The organism is Pedobacter panaciterrae, assembly GCF_013204795.1.
Classification (GTDB): Bacteria; Bacteroidota; Bacteroidia; order Sphingobacteriales; family Sphingobacteriaceae; genus Pedobacter; species Pedobacter panaciterrae.
Map to the genome: position 1 here is coordinate 15,987 of NZ_JABMKW010000006.1, position 23,220 is coordinate 39,206.

The window sequence follows — 23,220 nt, forward strand, 5'->3', positions numbered from 1 at the left end:
AAAGAAAGTTAATCTCTTTGAGAGGCTAGTAAATAAAGTACTGCCATCCTTACGGCAACCCCATTTTCTACCTGTTCTAAGATGATTGATTGTTTGCTGTCAGCAACATCACTAGTAATCTCTACACCGCGATTAATTGGGCCTGGATGCATTACAATTATTTCTTTATCAAGATTGTCCAAAATCTGTTTATTCAGCCCATACATCATGGCGTATTCTCTTAATGAAGGGAAATATTTAATGTCTTGTCTTTCCAGCTGGATGCGGAGCATATTTGCCACATCACACCAGTTAAGTGCTTTAATCAGATCATGTTCAACCTTTACACCAAGGCTTTGGATGTGCTTGGGAATTAAAGTAGTAGGGCCGCAAACCATCACCTCAGCACCAAGCTTTTGTAAGCAAAGAATATTTGATATGGCAACTCTGGAGTGCAGGATATCGCCAACGATTACTACTTTTTTTCCGGCTACATCGCCCAGTTTTTGGCGAATGGAAAAAGCATCAAGTAGCGCTTGGGTGGGATGCTCATGTGCACCATCTCCTGCGTTTATAATTTGAGCTTTAATATGCTTACTTAAAAATTGTCCGGCTCCGGCATATGGATGTCTCATCACTACCATATCCACTTTCATAGCCAGGATATTGTTTACAGTATCTATTAGCGTTTCTCCTTTACTCACAGAGGAAGAAGACGCTGCAAAATTAACCACATCAGCTGAAAGCCTCTTTTCTGCCAGTTCGAAAGAAAGTTTGGTTCTGGTGGAGTTTTCGAAGAAGATATTTGCAATGGTGATATCTCTCAAAGATGGAACCCTCTTGATAGGTCGGTTAATTACATCCTTAAAGTTATCTGCAGTTTCAAAAATTAATTCAATATCATTCCGGTTAATATCTTTGATACCTAAAAGATGTCGGGTTGATAATTTCTCTACTGCCATACTATTTATTGCTTTCTGATAATAAGATAACTTTGTCTTCTCCTTCGGTTTCTTTCCAGCTTACCTTAACCTTTTGTGAGTTTAGGCTGTCTACCTTCTGGCCTATATAATCTGGCTCGATAGGTAGTTGTCTGGAAAAACGCCTGTCTATTAACACCATTAGTTCAACCTTTTCAGGCCTTCCATATGCAAGTAATGCATCCATTGCAGCCCTAATTGTTCTGCCGGTCCACAATACGTCATCAATAAGGATAACATTCTGGCCTTCAATTATAAAATCTATGGTATTGCTGTTTGCAGAAACTATTCCGTCCTTTCTCCTAAAGTCATCTCTAAAAAAGGTGATGTCCAGATTGCCTTTTTTAATGTTGGTTTTTTTAAGGATTTGTGAAAGCTCTTGTTGCACCCTGTCGGCAAAGTAACTGCCTCTTGGCTGTATACCTATTAAAACAGTATTAGAAAAATCGATGTGATTCTCAATTAATTGATGACAAAGTCGCTTAATTGTGATTTGGAATTTTTGTCCGTCTAGCAGGGTTCTCTTTTGCATTGACTAAATTGTTGTACAAATATAGCCAAAAAGTTGTAACACCAAACCTCTGAGTAAGCTTTTTGAAAATATTCTAGGTTGTAATTTAAATCAAGGTATCAAAAGTTGAAATCTCCATCATACATACCGTGAGGTTAAAAGTGAAATGTATTATAATTCCATACCAAAGTGTATTTTCTCTAATCCTTATTTGGGCCAGGACAATTGAAAAAGGTAACATCCAGAAAAATGATGTCATGCTGAGGTGCATAAAAAAGAATAGAATAGAGGTAATGTATATGGCCTCTTTTTTGTCTACGATTGTTAGTAATTTTTGCATCAGATAGCCTCGGTAAGCCAGCTCTTCAAATAATGCTGGGAATAAGGCAACTGAAATAATCATGATGTATTTGCCATATTTATGCGGCTTGTATATAGTGTAATAAGAATAATCTGTATTGAAGAGCGAGTGGTTTAAATGCTCAACAAGAAATTGAACTATAATAGATGCCGTTATACTTATTATAATACAGATAATAGTTTTTTTAAGGGAAAAATTTGGCCATTTTAACAGATGCGCATTTTCTCTCCAGTTATAAGAGAAGAATAGCACCGCTGTTCCCGCCATTATTATATCAAAGAGAATTGCTGTAGATATGTCGAAATTATCTATCGATAGTGCTGCAACACAGCAAGTAAGCTCTATAGCAAAAAATAGCCCGATCTGTTTAAGTCCGGGCCATTTTCTAGAGTCTATAAGAGTTTGGTCTTTTTTCTGTTCTTTACCACAAATGTTGCAATATTTATTGTTGATAGATATTAAACCATTACAGTGGTTGCATTCTATTTGCTGAATTTCCTGAGTTTCCAATTAATTGATGTTCAGTTCTTTTTTTAGTTTGTCGACTTCTAAAACTGATCTAATTCCTTTTATAAGGTAAACAATAATGATCACCTTTAAAATTATGCCTGAAAATATTGTAACGGGGTCTACAATGGCATTTATAACATGGATAATCACATAAAGTGACAATCCGGATATCATAGCTGCTGTTGGTTTGGTTTTGCTCCATACGCCAAAAGCTAAAAAAGCTCCTATAAGTATCACCGAGGTAAATAGAATAGCGAATTTATCCTGTTCATTTTTAGCTGTAAAATATCCAACAAAAAATGATATTACGCTAAGTCCTGCAATCCAGTATAGTGATTTTCGGGCAGATTCGACATTATTATTTAAATCCGAAAGGTCGATTTCTTTAGCATTTCTTTCAGAATAAAAAAAGTCTTGTTCTTGTTGAGTTCCCTTAAGTGGGAAGCCACATCCATTGCAAAATAAATCGTCAGATTCGTGCTTGTTATTACAACAAGGACATGAGTTTGTATGATATTCCATATAAGGCGTTAATTTATTTAAAGATATAACTGTAATAAGTAATCACAAAATTAATTGAAAATTACCTTTACTTATTTGTGTATGTTTTACTGTAATTTATAAGCATTAAATCGTAACGCTTAAACTGCGTCTTTAGCCTTTTCTTAAAATCGACATAATTGCGTTTATTTTTTTGGCTCCATAAAACTTCGCTAAGTGCATCTAATCTGGGGAAAAGCATATATTCAGCTTTGGCTGGATTTGCAATATATTCCGACCAAAGGTTTCCCTGTCCGCCCCAAATATATTCTGCTTCTTGGGCAGTAAGTTCAGCAGGAACGGGCTCATAATCATAAACAGTTTTTAGTGGTAAAAATTTAGCCGCCGTCAATGAGTCATCTTTCATAAACTGACCGTGATTAAAGTACATAGAATTTTCTGGAGTCATGATTACTTTATGGTGTTGTTTTGCCGCTGCAATGCCACCTTTCTCTCCACGCCAGCTCATCACAATAGCATTAGGCGCCAGGCCACCATCCAGAATCTCATCCCATCCAATTATCGTTTTTCCTTTACTGTTTACAAATTTTTCCATTCTATGAATAAAATAGCTTTGTAAACCATTCTCATCTTTTAATCCTTTTTCTTTAATCAGCTTTTGGGCAAATGGAGATTGTTTCCACCAAATCTTTGAACATTCATCACCTCCAATATGAATGTACGGAGAAGGGAATAATTCCATTACTTCTGTCAGAACATCTTCCAGAAAGCTAAATGTTTTCTCAGTTGGCTGTAACACGTTATTGAATTTGTTGAAGATACCCCATGTTTGCGCCACCTGAGTTGGTATGGAAGGAGTGGTTCCCAATTCCGGATAAGCGGCTAATACTGCCATATTATGTCCGGGCATTTCAATTTCAGGAATAACGGTGATGTACCTTTCTGCTGCATATTTTATTATCTCTTTAACTTCCTCGTGTGTATAGTATCCTCCATATCTAATCCCGTCGTTTCCTGTTCCAGGATAAAGGCCAATAATAGTTCCATTACGCCATGCACTAATTTCCGTAAGCTTGGGGTGTTTTTTAATCTCTATCCGCCAACCATGGTCATCAGTCAGGTGCCAATGGAAATAGTTTAGTTTGTGCAGTGCCAGATAATCAATGTATTTCTTAATAAAATTAACATCAAAAAAATGCCGACTAACATCAAGGTGCATTCCCCTATAGGCAAAGCGGGGATAATCAATAATCTCCACTGTTGGAATAGTCAGTTTTTCCGGATTGTCTGGTTGCGATGGTAAAAGCTGTATAATACTTTGTATCGCATAGAAAATGCCTTGGGGAGATGGCGACCCTACATTTATTGTGGTTGGAAGCACTGAGAGTGTGTACTTGTCAGGATTGGGATATAATGTGCTGTCTACAATTAAATTTATAGATCGCCGAGGGCCAATTTTTGTAATCTCAGTAATTATTTCCAGTTGTAAGTTATAATGGTTAGAGATATAATCTGATAAGAATTGAGCGGAAGACTGCGCCTGTGAAGTATTAATAAAGATCACAGTGTTTTTATCGATACTAAATTTCTCGTTGGGTATGGATCCTGCCCTCATTTCAACGGGTGCAGGTATTATATCTTGCGCACTCAGTTTAAAGGAAAGAATGATGAGTAAAAATAAGCTAAGTGTTATTCTCATAGTAGGAGGTATCATGTGTGTTGCTCAAAAGTAATAATATGAGTCCAAATTTTAGAGCAAAAAAAAGGCCCTCAAATTTTGAGGGCCTTTATATTATATAAAGTTAAATGGAACTAGCTTTTTTTAGCTTTATTCTCTTCACCTTCCATTTGTTGTTTTAATTGTGCAAGCACGCCTAAATCACCTAATGTAGATTTTTCAACTGAATCTTTAACTTTTTTCACTGCATTGCTAGATGCTTTAGCTTCTTTTTTCTTAGTAGCTCTTTCTTCAGCAACAGCTTCAGCTTTAGCCTCTTCCCAGATACGGGCGTGAGAAACAACGATACGTTTAGCATCTTTGTTAAACTCAATGATTTTGAAATCATTAGTTTCTTCAGCTTTGATAGTAGTACCATCTTCTTTAGCCATATGCTTAGTAGGTACGAAACCTTCAACACCATAAGGTAAAGCAATAACAGCACCTTTATCAGTTACTTTAACAACAGTTCCCTGGTGGATTGAATCTACAGTAAAGATAGTTTCGAAAGTATCCCAAGGGTTTTCTTCAAGTTGTTTGTGACCTAAGCTTAATTTACGGCTTTCAACGTCTAATTCAAGAACAACTACGTCTAATGTATCACCAACTTTAGTGAATTCGTTAGGGTGGTTAACTTTTTTAGACCAAGAAAGATCAGATATATGGATTAAACCGTCAATACCTTCTTCGATTTCAACAAATACACCGAAGTTAGTCATGTTTTTGACTACAGCAGTATGTTTGCTTCCAATAGGATATCTTTCAGCAACATTTTGCCAAGGATCTTGAGTTAATTGTTTAATGCCTAAACTCATTTTACGCTCGTCTCTGTCTAAAGTTAAAACTTCAGCTTCGATTTCGTCGCTAACTTTCAGGAATTCCTGAGGGCTACGTAAGTTTTGAGACCAAGACATTTCTGATACGTGAATTAAACCTTCAACACCAGGAATGATTTCAAGGAAAGCACCGTAATCAGCAACAGTAACAATTTTACCTTTAACTTTAGAACCAACAGCTAAGTTAGCATCTAAAGATTCCCAAGGGTGAGGAGTTAATTGTTTTAATCCTAATGCGATACGTTTTTTCTCGTCATCAAAGTCAAGAACTACAACGTTGATTTTTTCGTCTAAGCTCAATACTTCTTTTGGATGCTCTATGCGGCCCCAAGAAATATCAGTGATGTGAAGTAAACCATCAACGCCACCTAAATCGATGAATACACCGAAGTCAGTGATGTTTTTAACAGTTCCTTCAAGTACCTGACCTTTTTCAAGTTTAGATACGATCTCAACTTTTTGGCTTTCTAAGTCGTCTTCAATTAAGATTTTATGAGATACAACTACGTTTTTAAACTCGTGGTTGATCTTAACAACTTTGAATTCCATTGTTTTACCCACGTATACATCGTAATCGCGGATAGGTTTGATGTCAATTTGAGAACCTGGTAAGAAAGCCTCAACACCCATAATGTCAACAATAAGACCACCTTTAGTACGGCTTTTAACAAATCCGTTGATAATTCTGTCATTGTCAAGGGCTTCATTGATAGTTTCCCATGATCTCTGAGTTTTAGCTCTTTTACGAGATAAAATCAATTGGCCGTTAGCATCTTCTGGAGCTTCCACGAAAACGTCAACTTTATCGCCAACTTTCAAATCAGGTGTATCACGGAATTCAGAAGTAGATACTAAACCGTCTGATTTAAATCCAACGTTCAATACCACGTCTTTGTTGTTTATAGAAACAACAGTACCGCTAATGATTTCACCTTGAGTGATTTGATTGAAAGTATCGGTATACATGTCTTCAAACTTTTTACGGTCTTCATCCGAGTATTTTCCGAAAACTTTATCATCAGCATCCCAGTCAAAATCTTGATCAGGTGTTGCTAACGATGATTTGATCTGTTCGATCGACACTGAATCAGCTTCTGATTCAATGGTTTCTTTTTCTGCAAGACGAGCATCTGCGCCTTGTAGTTCAGCTGTTTTAGCCTCTAGTTCTTTTTCTGCTACTTGTTTTTTAGCCATTAAAATTAAATCTCCTTTTCCCGTTAGGGACGGCAAAGATAATAATTAATATTTTTAAAGAAAAGACTTTTTTGATAAATGTTGTTGATTTAGAACAGATTGTGTAGGGATTGCCACAACATTTAAATAAGTATATATATAATAGTTATTCTAAAAAGGTTGGGGGATTTGTGCTATGCAACCCGCACTTTAAATTTATCGCGATAATCTTTAGGCGGCATTCCGGAATTCTTTTTGAACAGCTGCCTAAAGGTTTTAAGATCATTATATCCTGAATTTAGCATAACTTCCAAAATGCTTTGATTTGTTTGTTCGAGGAGTTTTTTAGCGGCTTCTATCCTGGTTTTTTGAAGATATTCAATTAGTGTATTCCCCGTAGCCTGTTTAAACCGTCTGATAATATTGCGCCGGCTAGATGGGATTTGTTTTAATATATCATCAATTGTTATAGGCTCACTATAGGTGTTTTCCATGCAATGCTGGATTTTGGACACCAGTTCATCTCCATGGTCGCGAATAGGGGTAAAGGATCCAAAATGACTTTGTTGCTCACGGTTCATATCAATTGAAAATATTTTGGCTACACGTACTGCTACGTCGCGATTGCAGTAGTTATGAATTAACCTAAGTAGTAAATGAAAGCTACTTGTTGCGCCACCACTTGTATATATTCTTGTATCATGAGTAACTACGGCATCAGGCTTAAAAGTTACATCTGGAAAGTAAGAGGCAAAAGCTGAGCTGGCGTTGATATGAGTGGTTGCTTGTTTACCATTAAGCAAACCGCTTGCGGCTAGTAAGAATGCTCCAGTGCAGAAACTGGCGATCTCTGCACCTTTTTTATATTGTTGTTGTAGCCAGGGTAAAAACTCAACATTTTCATTTAATGATAAGCCTATTTCTCCGGTGTCAAATGCAGGTATTAACACAATGTCTTGTCTATCAGAGGAAGTTAAAAGCTTGGGAATATATTTTTCAAAGATGGCTACCTCATTGGTGTAATCTCCAATGTAAAATAGATTCAAATTAAAAATAGCATCCTTACCATTCGATTTATAATAGCTGTTTACAGTATCAAATACGTCTAAAATCGCAGCAATACTAAGGAGACGATATTTTTTAGTTAATAATAGTGCAACTTGTATCATAGGTTTTGCATTTGGAAATGCAAATTAGGAAAAAAATGCTCAAGCCAATGATTTCTTCACACAATGCTCAGACTTCCTTCACACCAAACTCACTAGTAGGTGCTTTTTTGTGAAGGAAGTTTGCACAATGTGTGAATTAAGTGAGAGATTGCTTGCTTTTCTTTTTCCGTCCGCGCCAAATCAGGAAGCCGGTGATGGGTAGGCTGGCAGCAATCAAACTGGCTGCGAAGGCCATTATTTTTCCCGGAAGCCCCAATACTGCTCCTACATGAATGTCGTAGTTCATACGGGCGATCTTATCAGCTGCTGTCGCATTCTCAAGTTTACCATACATATGGTTTACCTCTATTTCTTGTAGTGTGTAACGGTCGTAAAACAGGTAGTCCGACTTCCAATAAGTGTCGGGATCAGGATTAATCGATATTTCTACTGCTGAGTTTTTAGCATGAGGGGGATGCACATCCATACTGCCTTCAAAACCGGGTCTTTCGGTTCTTGCCTTTGCCCAAAGAATATCCTCTGCGGGTGCTTTACCCACAGCTGACGCAACTAATTTAGCATCAAGAGCGCTTTTTGAGATACTTTCTTCAAAAGGAATCATCTTCTTACTAGCTGAAGATACCCAGTAGACAGATTTAGCAAACCATTGAAAACCCATTACCAACCCAGAAAATGCTATAAAAATCAGCACCCATGTCATGTAAAAGCCAAATACATTGTGGAGGTCATAGTTTACCCTTCGCCATTTTGCATTCCATTTTACAGTAAAGCGTTTTTTGCTTGCAGCTTTATTTTTAGGCCACCAAAGTATCAATCCTGAAAATAATAAGAAAGTAAATAACAAGGTGGCAGTAGCGAGAATAGGCTGACCGATATTTGGAGGTAGCCAGAGATAATAGTGGCCCATTATCATGATCCTGAAAAAGTCCCAGGCCATATCTTTCACTTTCAAAACTTCACCTGAATATGGGTTTACATATACAGTCCAGTAATAGTCTTCACCTTCTTTAAAGTAAGATACTATTGAGGCTCTTCCGTTTTGATATCCTATACTATGGGCTTCTTTACCAGGCAGTGCACGGTCTGCAATTTTCTTTATTTTGGAAGGAGGTAGCAGAGGCTCATTTCTTATCTCGGCATATCTGTAAGATTGTACTGTATCCTCTATTTCCCGCTGAAATGCCAGTATACAGCCTGTGATACCTAGAAAACATACAAATAGCCCGGATGTTAATCCGAGCCATAAGTGTATTCGTCCAATCCAGTATTTAAACCGGTATTTTTTGTTATTAATCATTAAAATTTATAGGCTATACTTAATCTATAATTTCTTGGAGATTCTGCCTGCCATGAATAAACTGCTTGTTCATAAGTTGGTGCGTTCCAATAATTGGTGTAATATGCTCCTGAATATAAATATTTATCCAGGATATTAAATACGTTTCCAGTGATTCTTAGATTTTTGTTTTCCCAGAAAAGTCCGGCGTCCAGCTTAAAATAATCAGGTAGATTCTGTTCTGAATTATCTCCGCTATACGTACCCATAGCTCTGCCTGCCAGATAGGTAAAGCCTGATGAAATACCTGTGCCTTTAAGAGCTCCCCTTTGTAAAGTATAACTTAACCAGGCATTAGAGGTATGTTTTGAAAAGCCGGGAACTACATCGCCAACAGCCATATCAGTTACACCATCTGCTACTTTGGTTACCTTGCCATCTGTATATGCATAATTGGCTATCAATTTCAAGCCAGTAAAGATCTCGCCTTTTAAGTCGAATTCTATACCCTGTGCTCTTTTTTCGCCAACAACTATGCTAAAGTTATCGCCAGCTCCATTGGAGGGGTCTGAAGCAAGTTCGTTCTGTTTAAGAATTCGGTATACAGATAAAGTAGTATTCCATTTTTCATCAAACCAATCCTTTTTAATACCAACTTCGTAATTGGTTCCGGTAATTGGATCAATACTTCCCCCATTACGTAAAAATCCAGTTTGGGGTATAAATGCTTCATCGTATACAGCATATATAGAAGTATTTTTGTCTACCGAGACGCTTAATCCCACACGCGGTGTGAAATGTTTTGCTTTGTCGGGACTTCCTCCCCATGCCGACTGGCTTACATAGGTATACCTTCCGGCAAGTGTTAAACGAATTCTGTTATCCAGAAAGCCAAGTTCGTCTTGTAGATAACCGCTTAGGTATTTTTGGTCCATTAACCCACCTGCGGCAATTGCCCGGTCTTTCAAACTAGTTACTCTGTCAAATTCAGGATAGCCATTAGATGGAAAACCATAGTTAGGATTTTTTAAATCAAAAGGTGAAGATGGGAGATCCAAATCATGGGATTGACCCCAATCTGCCATATAGCTTTTTTTTCCTCCATCAAAGCCGGCTAAAATATTATGATTAATACCACCTGTTTTTACCTTTCCGTTGATAAAGAATTGGGCTAATTTCATGGTGCTTTCAGCATCCCAAATACCAACATTTCTAATTAGGGTGCTGTTGGCGTATACTGCAGATGGCCATGAACTATATCCATTTTGCAGGTATTTGGAATAGGCTACCTGTGCCGTTGCTTTCCAGTTGTTACTAAAGTTGTGTTGTAAATTAATAAAAGCACTATGATCGTTAATTCTGGTTGGAGGCACTCCCGGTTGGGTAAGTGTAAAATCACGGGGCAGGGTGGCGTAACCTTCAGGAGAGAAGATGTAAAACGAACCTACTTCCGTCATTTTTGCATTTTGCCATGCATATTCTGCAGTTAATTTAGTTTTATTGGATAACTGGTAGCTTAATGAAGGCGCAAAGGTGTAGCGGTCATTTTTCTCAAACGGTCTGAATGAGTCCTTTGTTTGAGCCGCGGCATTCAATCGGAACAACAACTTTCCATCATCGGTTAATTTCCTGTCAAAATCTATACTGGTTCTATATAGGTCAAAGCTGCCTGCGGTAAAAGAAACTTCTCCACGGTTGTTGCCCGTTGGTTTTTTGGTAACAACGTTATACATTCCACTTGGATCTCCATTACCTATCATAAAACCTGCTGGTCCTTTCACGAATTCAATATGATCTACCATACTCATATCCTCTGTAAGCGGTCCCCAGTATGATGCAACAAAGTTAAATCCATTTCGCATCGCTTGAATTTGTGAACCACGCATTGTGATATTGGTATACATGTCGCCCCAATGCTCTAGCCTTGCAGCTCCACTGACGTTCCTGAGTACTCCATCACTCATGCTAATTACTTGCTGATCAGCCAGGGCTAATGAGCTAACAATCTGAATGTTTTGCGGTATTTCTAACAATGGTTGGTTTAATCTTAAAGATGATGAGGGTTGATCTACTTTGTATCTTTTGGCATTTGTAGATATGTTTACCTCTTCCAGTGTGCTAAGGTCTTCTCTCAATACAAAATCAACTTTAGTACTTGTTGATTCTGTAACGTCTGCGGTTTTTTCTTGAGGACTTAAACCAACCGCTGAAACTCTTATGGTATATCTTCCAGGATTCACTTTGTTGATTTCATAATCACCCTTTTCATTCGTAGTTGCCCCAAACGGTGTCCCAATTAACTTAACAGATACAAATGCAGCATTGTGCCCATCTGATGTGGTGATCTTTCCGGTAATGCTGCCGGTTTGTTGGGCCATAGCATTAACTGAGAGAAACAACAGCGTTATAAGTACATTAAATACTCTAAAATTATTCATTTATTCTTTTGTTTGCTTATTTGGATTAATTCTAATTTGCTGCAAAGTAAGTGTCTAATATTTTATAATCAAAATTTATTTAGAATTAATCTAATCTGATTGGTTTTGTGGTTTTAAAAAATATCTTTAAAACGTTGGTTTAGGAGAAAAAATGAAATGTTTTGGAAGGAGCCTACCTTTGATAATCCCGAAGGGGTTAAAGAACCTATACTGCAAGCTAGTTAGATGGAAGAATAGGAAATAATTCCTGATTTACTATATTGCAATATTAATCGGGAATTAAATTAATGGAAAAAAAAGTTTCAATTAAGGATATCGCTAAATTATTGGGTATCTCAATCAGTACGGTTTCTTTTGTAGTAAATGGTAAAGCTAAAGAAAAAAGAATTAGTGAACCATTGACTAAGAAGGTTTTAGAACTCGTTGAAGAGCTGGGTTATAAGCCAGATGCTTTGGCAAAAAGTTTTCGTACTGGAAAAACCAATATTATCGGGTTTTTGGTTGATGATATTTCAGAGCCTTTTTTTTCCAGTATTGCACGACTTATAGATGAAAAGGCTTCACAAAAGGGCTATAAAATAATTTATAGCAGCACAAAAAATAATAAAACGAAAGCACAGGAATTGCTACAGATTTTTCAGGACCGACATGTTGATGGCTATATCATAGCTCTTCCTCATGGTTTGGAAGATGAAGTAAAGTTGCTGACGAAGAGTAGGAAACCAGTTGTTTTGTTTGACAGGTATTTCCCTGATATAAAAACTGATTATGTAATTATTAATAATCATCAAGGCACATGTAGCGCTGTTAAACACCTAAAAGATGGAGGGTATAAGAACATTGGATTTATTACTATTGATACAATTGAGCAACAGATGCTCGATCGTTTGAGTGGTTATGAAGATGCGGTTAAAGCAGAAGGGCTAAACTCATATGTTAAAAAACTTACTTATGCGCCTTCGAATGAATTAATTCAAGAGGTCGCTGATTATTTGAAAGAAGAAAAAAAGTTAGATGCAGTTATATGTGCTACTAATTATATCACTATGGCAAGCCTAAGAGCAATACAGAAATTGGGTTTAAAAATTCCTAAAGATATAGCTTTGCTTTCTTTTGACGATTTTGAACTACTTGAATTCTCTGCTCCTCCAATTACAGCAGTAGCCCAGCCACTTGAAAAAATCGCCGAAAATATCATGAAAATATTATTGAATAGACTGGATAATCAAAAAGGAGATCATGAATCTTATGAGGTAATATTACCTACAGTCTTAAACATCAGGGACTCAACTACAGTCAAATAATAACAATAGCTTCAGCGTTTATCCAAAAATTATATTTGGTTAAATTTATTAGAATGATTTTGGAACTAAATAAGATTTGGTAAATCTTTCCGATACAGGATAGTTTACTGAACTTTATGGGCTTTATTTTTTAAAAAGATCCTTCCGACTTTTGCGGGTATCAACCTAAACCGCAAAGGCTAATAAAAAATATAATTTTGGAGCAGGCCCATGTATTCTTCCGGATATTGTTTTAAATAGTGCTTCGGGTGCTGTTAAAAATTATAATAGAACAGGGTTAAGTATCCTTGAGATTTCTCACCGCTCATCAGAATTTGAAAATGTAATAAATGAATGCCAAAGTCTTGTAAGGGAGCTTTTAGAAGTGCCTGATGACTATAGTGTTCTGTTTTTACAAGGTGGTGCAAGCACACAGTTTTCTATGGTACCCATGTGCCTGATGCAACCTCACAAAAGGGCTGTTTATCTAGACACAGGATACTTTTCTCTAAAAGCCATTAAGGAGGCCAGTTTGTTCGGGCCTGTTCATATAGCAGCAAGCTCAAAAGGTAGTGACTATGACTTATATACCTTATGATTACCATATTCCTGCTGGCTCAGCGTATTTCTATTGTACATCAAATAATTCAATAGAAGGCACCGAGATTTTTGCTTTCCCTGAAACGGAGGTACCAATGGATGTGATATGTCTTCCGATATTTTCAGCAGAGAAATTAATGTAGCAGATTTTGACTTGATCTATGCAGGCGCCCAACATGGGACCGGCTGGTTTAACATTGGTAATTGTTAAAAAAGCTTTGCTACAAGCAATTCAAAACCTAATTCCTTCCATGTCAGATTATCGCATATATGATAGTCATAATTCCATGTTTAATACGCCTCCTGTATTTTCTATTTATGTGGCAATGCTGAATTTACGCTGGTTAAAGGAAATGGGAGGTGTTAAACAAGCAGAACAAAAGAATATAGCAAAAGCAAATCTGCTTTATGATGCAATTGACCGTAGCAATTGTTTTTATGGATTGGCAGACAAGGCTGACAGATCAAGAATGAACATAACGTTCAAAATGTACAACAGGGAACGGGAAACTGAATTTTGCTGAAAGCAGGGGAGTAGTTGGAATTGGACGTTTTGGTTCTTTGGGTGGTTTTAGGGCTTCTCTTTACAATGCGATGGATATTTCGGGTGTTGAAGTTTTGGTGCATTGTATGAACGATTTTACAAACAAAGATCTATTTAGAAATTTTAAACTTAAACAAATATAAATGCAGTATGAGAAGATTAAAGATCACTCAATCAATCTTAAACAGGGATTCTAGAGAATTATCATGGTACTTAAATGAGATAAACAAAATCCCCTTATTAACTCCAGATGAAGAGGTAAGTCTTATAAAAAAAGTGAGAGAAAATGTGCCAGGAGCAAGGGATAAGGTGGTCGAGGCCAATCTCCGTTTTGTGGTTTCTATTGCAAAAGCCTTTCAGGGCAAAGGGCTTCCTTTGGTCGATTTGATTAGTGCCGGCAATATTGGACTTATATATGCTACAGAGAAATTTGATGAGACCCGTGGATTTAGGCTCATTTCTTATGCCGTTTGGTGGATTCGTCAGAGTATCTGGACATATTTACAAGAAAGTAATCGTATAGTAAGGTTGCCTGGTAACAAAATTTTAAACTTACTGAAGATTAATAATGCAAATAATTACTTTGAGCAAAAAAATGAAAGGTTGCCTACTTATGAGGAGCTTAGTGAAGAACTTGGTATTTCTGAAGACAAAATAACGGATTGTATATTGGATTCACAAAAGACCCATTCTCTTGATATGGTAATAAATGATGAAACAGGTTATACTTTAATGGATACTATTGCAGATGAGAATTCACCCGCTACAGATGCCTCGCTGATCCACGAATCTTTTCAATATGATATAGAGCGATTACTTAAGATATTACCTTCCAGACAACACATGATACTAAAAATGTTTTTTGGAATAGGCCAAACTGTTCATACTCTTGAAGACATATCAATTTTTTTAAACCGTTGTAAAGAGAGGGTCCGACAGCTAAAAGATGAAGTTTTAATGTTTATACGTATTTATTTAAGAAACAACCCTTCTTATCGCTTTTAAATAAAAAACCGCCTGTTAATAAACAGACGGCTAGACAAAACTATTGAACCTAATTAATTGCCTTATTTTTTATTTTCAGCTGCTTTTGGGGCAACAGCTGTAGAGGTTTTTTTAACAGCGGCTTTTTTATGTGATTTAGTTTTGTGGGCTACAGGTTTTTGAGCAGCAGCAGTTGTTTGAGTAGCTGGTTTTTGAGCAGCAGGAGTTTGTGCAAATGCGCCAAAAGTTGTTGCAACTAATGCTAACGCTAAGATTGTTCTTTTCATATCTAAAATTATTTTGTGTTAATTGTTAGATCAAAGTTGCAAAGCAAACATGAAGATTTAATGAAGATAGATAAAGGCTAAAAATGGAAGATAAGTTCGACCGTAGTGCCTTTATCTTTTTCAGATTTGATATCTATTATAATCTGATGAAATGCCGCTATACTTTTTGCAATAGCCAGACCCAGACCATAGCTGTCCTCCTTTTTTGATTCGAATTTTTCGAAACGAACAAAGGCATCTTTCACTTCATCAAGGTTCATTCCCTGACCAGTGTCGGCAATGTAAAGATGGAAACCATCACTTTCTTTATTGCCATATATGTTTATCACACCCGATGGAACATTGTATTTAATGGCATTGCTAACCAAATTACTTATTAAAGTGTGGAGCAGTGAACGATTTCCGGTAAAAGTATAATCTTCAGGAAGATTGATGTTTAGTGTTAAACTCATCATCAAAAGCCTATGTTCTAATTCCTCATATACTTCGGCTACTGTATCTCTTATAGAAATAAGATCCGGCTTGTTAAACTGATTGTTTTCAACTTTAGAAATTAACAACAAGCTGTTTATAATTGATTTCAGACGACTTAGGGTTTTAAGGCAGGCAAATAATTTGTTTTCACCCTCTGGAGATAGCTTTTCATCGTTCAGTAAATTTTCTAGTCGGGTATTTAAAACTGAAATCGGCGTAAGTAATTCATGAGAAACATTGGCAATAAATTCCTTTTCTGTTAAAAATAAGGTTGCAATTTTATTCATTAATATGCTGATACTATTATCTAGTATTTTGAAATCTTCTGTTGTGGTTTTTATTGGTTCATAATTGAAGTTGATTGGGTCATTTACCCGGTTTAGCTTCTGATCTATAATCCGATAAAAAGGAGCTAGTAAAAATTGGGTGAAAGCCAGGTCAGTTATTAATGTTAAGATAACTGCAGCAAGAAGTATAAAAAATGTAAAAACTGAAATGGTATGTTCTAATTGGTATACCGTTGCCATGGTCTCGCCCAATTCGAGTTCATATCTTGTCCCTTCAAAAACCAGGTCTGTAGTAAGGATCTGATACTCCTCTTCACTATCTTCTATACTGCGTATTTCTTGGCTAAAGTGATTTTTAAGGGGTTTGTTGTCTTGTTTAATTTCTTTTAGAATGATGTATTCTTCCTTAAGTAGGTTGTAATCGGTAAAGGTTTTTTGTTGTGTGAGTAAGTCATTGATCTCTCCAGTTGAGAGGTTTGATACAAATTTAGCTTTCTTCTGAATCAAACGCTGCTGAAGGTGTTTTACCGAGATATGATTAATAGATACCAGTATTAATATCCCCAGAAAGGTAATAATAGCGATCTTGGTTAGCGTGTTATATAAGGCAAGCTTAAATTGTAGTTTCATAATTGGATTAACTATATGAAATTACGCATTAGAAGTTGATTCTGTATCCGATACTTCTAACTGTTTCAAACCAGTTAATGGATGAATGAGCCGATAGTTTTTTACGTAGATTTTTAACATGTACATCAACAAAGTTTGAATCTGAATTAATTTCCAGAATATCACCCCAAACATGTTCTGTAAGATTTACTCTTGAAATTACTCTGTTTTTATTTAACACCAGGTAATTGAAAATTTCAAATTCCTTATTTGTCAAATTAACCTTTTCTCCATTAAAACAAACTTCATGGTTTTTAATGTCCAGGGTAAATTTGTGAACATTTATCTCATTCATTTCGAGTTTGTGCTTACGCCTTATAATGGCATGCATTCTAGCCAATAGTTCTGTTAAAGAGAAAGGTTTTGCCAGATAGTCATCGGCTCCAGCCTCTAAGCCCTTAATCCGATCATCAACATCGCCACGTGCGGTAAGTATAATCACGGCATCATCACGACCACCGATTTGTTTTAACTGATGTAGCAACTCGAAGCCATCGCCACCTGGCAACCCCAGGTCAAGTAAAATGAAGTCGTAAGAATTTACAAAGATCTTTTCTTCAGCTGATGACTTTTTCCAGGCATGTTCAATGGTGTATCCTTCTTTGCCAAGGAATTCGGCCATTTCCAGTGCTAATGTTTTTTCATCTTCAACAATAAGTATTTTCATTTCTAATATGCTAAAAACCTTCATGAGTTTATTATTCTAAAATAATAAACTCATGAAGGTTTCTGTAATATTAATCAATTAGATTTCTATTTCCAACCGCCTCCAAGGGCTCTGTATAAATTAACAATTGATTGAAGTTTCTGAAGACGATCATTTATACCATTCAATTGCGCAGCTAACAAGCTCTGCTCAGAGGTTAAAACGTCTGTGTAGTTGGTTGCCGAGCTATAACGAAGCAACTCTTTTGTGTAATCTACAGCTTTGGTAAGAGATGCAATTTGCTTTGCCCTGGTTGTTTCTTTTTCAGATGCCGTTTGGTAAGCAAATAACGCATTTGAAACCTCCTGTCCGCTAGTTAAAAGCGTTTGTTGAAAGCCATAAAATGCTTGCTGTTGCTGTGCCTGAGCAGTTTTCAATCTTGCTTTATTTTGTCCTTTATTGAAGATAGGTTGTGTAATGCCCCCAATTAGGTTATAAAATATAGACTGGTCAAAGAAATTTTTCAGGTCAAGGCTTGATAATCCACCATTAGCAGTTAATGTTAAAGCAGGGTAGAAGTATGTTTTTGCTGTATTCGTATTTTCAAATGCTGCTCTAAAAGCAAATTCAGCCGCCTGGACATCTGGTCTATTTTGTAATAACTGTGAAGATACACCTGTCTCCAAAGCATTATATGGCTGTTGCTCATCTAAAGTAGTACGGTCAATAGTTCCAGGTCCTTTTCCTAAAAGTATGCTAAGTGCATTTTCTGTCTCTTTGATACTCTTTTTAAGATCTGGAATGGTAACCTGCGCCGCATATAAATTTGCTTCACTTTGTACAACTGCTGCTCCATTAACTATTGCACCTTCTTTTAAAGATTTCATAGTTTCTACATCAGTTTCTCTAATTTTTACAGTTTGCTCTGTAATAGCTAATTGTTTATCCAGTGCAAGTAAGTTGTAATAAGTGTTTGCAATATTAGCAATTAGCTGTGTTTGCACTGCCCTTTTTGCCGCATCTGTTTGGAGTAAAGAAGCATATGCTGATCTTTTAGCACTACTCAGTTTACCCCAGATATCAGCTTCCCAGCTTGTACTCAATTGTGCTTTATAGGTTTGCGTTTCTGTATTGATATTTATTCCTGGAGGGAAGTTTAATGCCGCTCTGGATTGTTTAGCATCGGTAACAGATAAATCGCCACTTAGACTCGGTAAAAAAGCAGCTTTACTTTGTCTTAATGTAGCTTCAGCAATTTTAATACGTTCAACAGCCTGCTTTAAATCAAGGTTTTCATTTAATCCCTGTTGAATTAAAGTTTGTAAAGTGCCATCAGCGAATAAAGTTTTCCAGGGCAAATTGGCAATGGTCGCAGTATCGGTTCCGGTTTTGTCGCGGTATAGATCATTGCTGTTTACGGCCGGGCGTTCGTATTTTTTAGTTACACAGGCGGTTAAACAGAGTGTGGCAAAACCGATGATTATATAAGATTTATATCTAAAGTTCATGTGATTAAATTTAATGTTCACGGGTATCTACTGCCGGGAATTCAATTTCCGCTTGTTCTTTAACAATACCCTCTTCAAAAGGAGATTTGTTACTTACTTTTTCTTGCAAGGTTTGAAAAATGATAAATAGTGCAGGAATAACAAATATTCCAAATATTGTCCCTATAAGCATTCCTCCAACGGCACCGGTACCAATAGATTTATTACCTGCAGCTCCAACTCCTGTTGAAAGCATTAAAGGTAATAGCCCAAGAATAAAGGCAAATGATGTCATTAAAATAGGACGTAAACGTGCAGTTGCACCATTAATAGCCGAATTTACTATGCTCATGCCTTTTCTTCTTCTGTCTACAGCAAATTCGACAATCAAAATTGCATTTTTAGCCAAGAGGCCCACAAGCATGATCAAGGTGATTTGCGTGTAAATGTTATTATCGATTCCGAAAATCTTATCAAAGATAAATACACCAGCTAAACCTATAGGAAGCGAAATTAGAACAGCAAGAGGTAGGATGTAACTCTCGTATTGCGCACAAAGTAAAAAGTAAACGAACACAACACATAGAAGGAATATAAAAATGGTTTGACTACCACTTGACATCTCTTCACGAGATAATCCTGAAAATTCGTAGCCATAACCCACCGGTAGGTGTATTGCCGCTTCTTCTTGTACGGCTTTTAATGCATCACCAGAACTATATCCATTGTTTGGGTTTCCGGTTACAGCAATAGATGTAAATAAGTTAAAGCGGGAAATTGCCTGAGGACCATAAACCTTAGTTAAGGTTATGAATTCACTAACGGGTGCCATTTTGCCGCTTGCATTTCTTACATATATGTTATTTAAGCTAGCCTGATTTGCCCTGTATTGCGCATCAGCCTGGAACATAACACGGTATTGTTTTCCGTATTTGTTGAAGTTGGATGCATAAACACCACCATAGTATCCCTGTAGAACACTTAAAACATCGGTAACAGTTAGTCCAGCCTGTTTTACCGTGGCTACATTAACATCAATTTGATATTGAGGGAAATTAGGGTTAAAGGAAGTAGATGCATATTGAATTTCAGGTCGTTTGCTAAGGGCAGCAAGGAAATCGTTTCCTATGGTATTGAACTTATTAATATCACCACCAGTTTTATCTTGTAACTGAAACTCAAAACCTCCACTGGTACCAAAACCTTGAATTGTTGGCGGTGCAAAGAAAATGATTTTTGCGCCTTTGATACTTGCTGTTTTAGCAAATAATTCACCAATAATCTGCTTTACGTCACGAGTTCTTTCATTCCAGGGTTTAAGTCTTGAAATTACCATGCCATAAGAACTTCCGGATCCACTAATCATACTTCTACCCACTACTCTAATGGAGTTTTTAACCTCTGGAACTGCGTGAACTATACTGTCAATTTGTGCAATAACCTCGTTTGTGCGTTCCTGTGAAGTAGAAGCTGGTAATGAAATATCAGACATAATGGTACCTAAATCCTCATTCGGAACAAATCCTTTAGGGGTAGTGTTCATTGTCCAAATTAAAACTACTGTGAATATAGCGATGCCTAAACCAGCAATCCATTTCCTTCTGGCAAGAAATTTAACAGATCTTTTGTATCTGTTAGTCATCATGTCGAATGATGTATTAAAACCTACATAGAATTTTTGAAGGAAACTTTTCTTCTTCTCATGATCTTCTTCGTGCGGTTTTAAAAACAGCGCACACAAAGCAGGGCTCAATGTTAATGCATTAATTGCTGATAATATAATTGCAATGGCAAGGGTTAAACCAAATTGTTTGTAGAATACCCCCGAAGACCCCTGGATAAAACTTACCGGAATAAAAACAGCAGCCATAACCAATGTGATGGATATGATTGCTCCCGTGATATCCTCCATGGCATCAATAGTAGCCTTTTTGGCCGATTTATAACCATGATCGAGTTTAGCATGGACCGCTTCAACTACTACAATGGCATCATCCACAACAATACCAATGGCAAGAACCAGAGCAAAGAGTGTTAATAGATTTATTGTAAAGCCAAAAAGATTTAAGAAAAAGAATGTACCAATAATAGCCACCGGAACACTAATTGCGGGAATTAGAGTCGATCGGAAATCCTGAAGAAATATAAATACAACTAAAAACACGAGTATAAATGCTTCAACAAGTGTATGTATTACTTTTTCAATTGATGCATCTAGAAAATCATTAACATTTACAAGTGGTGCATAATGAACGCCTTTTGGAAAGTTAACCGATGCATCGTCCAAAACCTTTATTGCACCTTCAATAACATCTTTTGCATTCGATCCTGCGGTTTGGTTTATAGCAATACCAAGTGCAGGCTTCCCATCAAACCTTACTGAACTGGCATAACTTTGAGCTCCTAATTCAATTCTTGCAATATCCTTAAGACGTAATACTTGTCCATTTGCCGCAGTCCTGATAATGATATTACTAAACTCGCTCTCACTTTTTAAGCGCCCTGAATATTTTAATGTATATTGAAATGCCTGATTGCCTTGTTCTCCAAATTGGCCCGGTGCTGCTTCAACATTTTGTTCCGCAAGCACTACATTAATATCATTCGGCACTAAGCCATAGGTTGCCATAACTTCTGGCTTAAGCCAGATTCGCATGGTATAATCCATTAAACCAAAAGCATTCGCATCACCAACACCATTGATACGCTTAATTTGGGGTATTAAGTTAATGTTGGCGTAGTTTTGAAGAAATGTCTGGTCATAGGATGGATTATCACTATAAATACCGAAAATCAAAACGTTACTTGCTTGTTTTTTTGCAGTTATTACGCCTGAACGTGTAACCTCAGCAGGTAATAAACTGGTAGCTCTTGATACACGGTTCTGAACATTTACAGCTGCCAGATCCGGATTTGTACCCAGTTTAAAGTTTACTGTAATTGTTGCTGTACCATCATTACTGGCTGTTGAGGTCATATAGGTCATATCCTCAACACCGTTAATCTGTTCCTCAAGCGGAACAACAACACTGTTCATCACAACATCAGCATTCGCACCCTGATAGGATGCAGATACCTGAACTGTTGGTGGGGCAATTTCTGGATATTGAGATACAGGTAAAGTAATTAAACCTAATACCCCCAATATTACAATTATAATGGATATAACTGTTGATAAAACAGGTCTCTCTATAAATTTCTTAAACATATATTCTATTTCAACCGGTTATTGCCGGATTGGATAAACTGTTATTTATTTTTTAAGATCAGCGAATACTGAATCTGCACTTTTCTCTTCCGGTTTAATCTCTGCACCGTCCTTTAAAGATTGAAAACCTTCAAGTACAATCTTATCTCCGGCTTTAAGGCCTTTGGTAACTACATAGAAATTGCCTTTTGCATTTTCCATAATTTCGATCTCCGTATTTTTAATGATCCCCTTGTCATCAACAACAAATACAAACTTTTTTCCTTGTAAATCAGTAGTTGATTTTTGAGGAATAAGAATGGCATTTTCCAGATGCTGAGGTATACGTACCGATGCGCTGGCACCGCTTCTTAAGAGTTTAGAAGGGTTTGAGAATGTGGCTCTCAAGCTTGCTGAACCAGTGTTGGTATTTATTAAGCCATTTATAGACTCAATTTTTCCATTCTCAGCATAGGCACTTCCATCAGCTAATATCAACGATACTGCAGGAATGTTTTTCATTTGTGCCTCAAGTGTTGCGCCTTTATAATTCCTCGAAAAGTCAAGAAGTTGTTTCTCATTTAAAGAGAAATAAGCATAAACTTTTGAAATATTTGATACAGTGGTTAGCGGTTCTGCACTGCTGCCACTTACAAGGCTACCGGTTTTAAAAGGTATACTACCAATTACACCGTCAACGGGACTGGTAATTGTAGTGTAACCAAGGTTTACCTTTGCATTTACTAGTTCAGCTCTCGTTTGAGCTAATGCAGCTTTTCTACTTTGAAGTGTAAGTTGAGCAGCATCTAGATCATACTTACTAATAATATCTTTCTCAACTAAGGGCTTTGTTTTGTTTACTTGTAGCTGTGCTGCATTTACATCAGCTTCGGCACTACTGATTGCTGCGGTTGCAGTTCTAACCAGTTGTTCATATTGTGGCGCATTAATGCTAAAAAGTCGCTGACCTTTCTTTACTACAGCACCTTCATCTACGTAAATTTTCTCAATAAAGCCATCGACCTTTGGTCTGATGTCTACATTTTGAATACCTTCAATTGTTGCAGGGTAGTCTGTTTCCAAGGATGTAGATTGAGCGGTTAATGCAACAACAGGGTAGGCCTGTACCTGATTTGCCGCTCCGGCATCCTTTTTCTTATCATTACTTCCACAAGAACTAATGATTAATAAAACTGGTAATAAAAAATAAATAGATTGGAACTTTGTTTTCATTCTTGTAGCAGGTTTTAAAGATATTTACTATCGGGTTGCGAAATTATTCATAGTTTAAAATAGATAAAACATCAAAATGTAATGTTTA

At 36.8% G+C, this 23,220-nt stretch carries 20 protein-coding genes; 5 read left to right on the forward strand and 15 right to left on the reverse strand.

The window, feature by feature from the left end; all coding sequences use genetic code 11:
• Window positions 1-8: 8 nt before the first annotated feature.
• From HQN86_RS01560 to HQN86_RS01600, 9 genes are all read right to left on the reverse strand, one after another.
• The gene (locus tag HQN86_RS01560) at window positions 9-941 is read right to left on the reverse strand and encodes an aspartate carbamoyltransferase catalytic subunit (RefSeq protein WP_172659289.1); all 933 of its coding nucleotides are present in this window, start codon (window positions 939-941) and stop codon (window positions 9-11) included.
• A gap of 1 nt (window position 942) precedes the next feature.
• Window positions 943-1,491: a bifunctional pyr operon transcriptional regulator/uracil phosphoribosyltransferase PyrR gene (gene pyrR, locus HQN86_RS01565; protein WP_172659290.1), complete on the reverse strand. Its 549-nt coding sequence runs from the start codon at window positions 1,489-1,491 to the stop codon at window positions 943-945.
• Between the two features lie 85 nt (window positions 1,492-1,576).
• Window positions 1,577-2,341, reverse strand: coding sequence for a CPBP family intramembrane glutamic endopeptidase (locus HQN86_RS01570; protein ID WP_172659291.1), 765 nt, complete (start codon window positions 2,339-2,341; stop codon window positions 1,577-1,579).
• A complete protein-coding gene (locus HQN86_RS01575; protein ID WP_172659292.1) occupies window positions 2,342-2,863 on the reverse strand; it encodes a zinc ribbon domain-containing protein in 522 nt (173 codons plus the stop codon).
• Between the two features lie 67 nt (window positions 2,864-2,930).
• The gene (locus tag HQN86_RS01580; protein ID WP_172659293.1) at window positions 2,931-4,541 is read right to left on the reverse strand and encodes a beta-N-acetylhexosaminidase; all 1,611 of its coding nucleotides are present in this window, start codon (window positions 4,539-4,541) and stop codon (window positions 2,931-2,933) included.
• Between the two features lie 113 nt (window positions 4,542-4,654).
• Window positions 4,655-6,589 carry a 30S ribosomal protein S1 gene (rpsA, locus tag HQN86_RS01585; protein ID WP_048907135.1) on the reverse strand — a complete coding sequence of 645 codons (1,935 nt, stop codon included), beginning with the start codon at window positions 6,587-6,589 and terminating at the stop codon, window positions 4,655-4,657.
• Window positions 6,590-6,762: 173 nt separating this feature from the next.
• Window positions 6,763-7,737 carry a GlxA family transcriptional regulator gene (locus HQN86_RS01590; protein WP_172659294.1) on the reverse strand — a complete coding sequence of 325 codons (975 nt, stop codon included), beginning with the start codon at window positions 7,735-7,737 and terminating at the stop codon, window positions 6,763-6,765.
• Window positions 7,738-7,873: 136 nt separating this feature from the next.
• The gene (locus HQN86_RS01595) at window positions 7,874-9,034 is read right to left on the reverse strand and encodes a PepSY-associated TM helix domain-containing protein (RefSeq protein WP_172659295.1); all 1,161 of its coding nucleotides are present in this window, start codon (window positions 9,032-9,034) and stop codon (window positions 7,874-7,876) included.
• Window positions 9,034-11,451 carry a TonB-dependent receptor gene (locus HQN86_RS01600; protein ID WP_172659296.1) on the reverse strand — a complete coding sequence of 806 codons (2,418 nt, stop codon included), beginning with the start codon at window positions 11,449-11,451 and terminating at the stop codon, window positions 9,034-9,036. Before HQN86_RS01600 ends, HQN86_RS01595 begins: the two co-directional genes overlap by 1 nt.
• A gap of 287 nt (window positions 11,452-11,738) precedes the next feature.
• On the opposite strand from HQN86_RS01600, the gene HQN86_RS01605 reads away from it, so the two are divergent.
• The 5 genes from HQN86_RS01605 (at window position 11,739) to HQN86_RS01615 (ending at window position 14,883) form a co-directional block, all read left to right on the forward strand.
• Window positions 11,739-12,755 carry a LacI family DNA-binding transcriptional regulator gene (locus HQN86_RS01605; RefSeq protein ID WP_172659297.1) on the forward strand — a complete coding sequence of 339 codons (1,017 nt, stop codon included), beginning with the start codon at window positions 11,739-11,741 and terminating at the stop codon, window positions 12,753-12,755.
• Between the two features lie 226 nt (window positions 12,756-12,981).
• Window positions 12,982-13,332 (forward strand): aminotransferase class V-fold PLP-dependent enzyme, encoded by a 351-nt coding sequence (locus HQN86_RS27035; RefSeq protein WP_317171633.1) that lies wholly within the window; start codon window positions 12,982-12,984, stop codon window positions 13,330-13,332.
• Window positions 13,313-13,477, forward strand: a complete 165-nt coding sequence (locus HQN86_RS27040) for a hypothetical protein (protein WP_317171628.1) — start codon at window positions 13,313-13,315, stop codon at window positions 13,475-13,477. Before HQN86_RS27035 ends, HQN86_RS27040 begins: the two co-directional genes overlap by 20 nt.
• An 18-nt stretch (window positions 13,478-13,495) precedes the next feature.
• Window positions 13,496-13,858 (forward strand): aminotransferase class V-fold PLP-dependent enzyme, encoded by a 363-nt coding sequence (locus HQN86_RS27045; RefSeq protein ID WP_317171629.1) that lies wholly within the window; start codon window positions 13,496-13,498, stop codon window positions 13,856-13,858.
• A 170-nt stretch (window positions 13,859-14,028) separates the two neighbouring features.
• Window positions 14,029-14,883: a sigma-70 family RNA polymerase sigma factor gene (locus HQN86_RS01615; protein ID WP_172659298.1), complete on the forward strand. Its 855-nt coding sequence runs from the start codon at window positions 14,029-14,031 to the stop codon at window positions 14,881-14,883.
• Between the two features lie 62 nt (window positions 14,884-14,945).
• On the opposite strand, the gene HQN86_RS01620 is transcribed toward HQN86_RS01615, so the two are convergent.
• The 6 genes from HQN86_RS01620 to HQN86_RS01645 all read right to left on the reverse strand — a co-directional run bounded on the left by HQN86_RS01620 (window position 14,946) and on the right by HQN86_RS01645 (window position 23,132).
• Window positions 14,946-15,149 (reverse strand): hypothetical protein, encoded by a 204-nt coding sequence (locus tag HQN86_RS01620; RefSeq protein ID WP_172659299.1) that lies wholly within the window; start codon window positions 15,147-15,149, stop codon window positions 14,946-14,948.
• Between the two features lie 77 nt (window positions 15,150-15,226).
• Entirely contained in the window at window positions 15,227-16,540 is a 1,314-nt protein-coding gene (locus HQN86_RS01625; protein ID WP_172659300.1) for a sensor histidine kinase, read from the reverse strand.
• 28 nt (window positions 16,541-16,568) lie between these two features.
• A complete protein-coding gene (locus HQN86_RS01630; protein WP_172659301.1) occupies window positions 16,569-17,246 on the reverse strand; it encodes a response regulator transcription factor in 678 nt (225 codons plus the stop codon).
• Between the two features lie 86 nt (window positions 17,247-17,332).
• On the reverse strand, window positions 17,333-18,733 hold the full coding sequence (locus HQN86_RS01635) for an efflux transporter outer membrane subunit (protein WP_172659302.1): 1,401 nt from the start codon (window positions 18,731-18,733) through the stop codon (window positions 17,333-17,335).
• 10 nt (window positions 18,734-18,743) lie between these two features.
• Window positions 18,744-21,920 carry an efflux RND transporter permease subunit gene (locus HQN86_RS01640; protein ID WP_172659303.1) on the reverse strand — a complete coding sequence of 1,059 codons (3,177 nt, stop codon included), beginning with the start codon at window positions 21,918-21,920 and terminating at the stop codon, window positions 18,744-18,746.
• A gap of 45 nt (window positions 21,921-21,965) precedes the next feature.
• Window positions 21,966-23,132 carry an efflux RND transporter periplasmic adaptor subunit gene (locus HQN86_RS01645; RefSeq protein ID WP_048907126.1) on the reverse strand — a complete coding sequence of 389 codons (1,167 nt, stop codon included), beginning with the start codon at window positions 23,130-23,132 and terminating at the stop codon, window positions 21,966-21,968.
• Window positions 23,133-23,220: the final 88 nt, after the last annotated feature.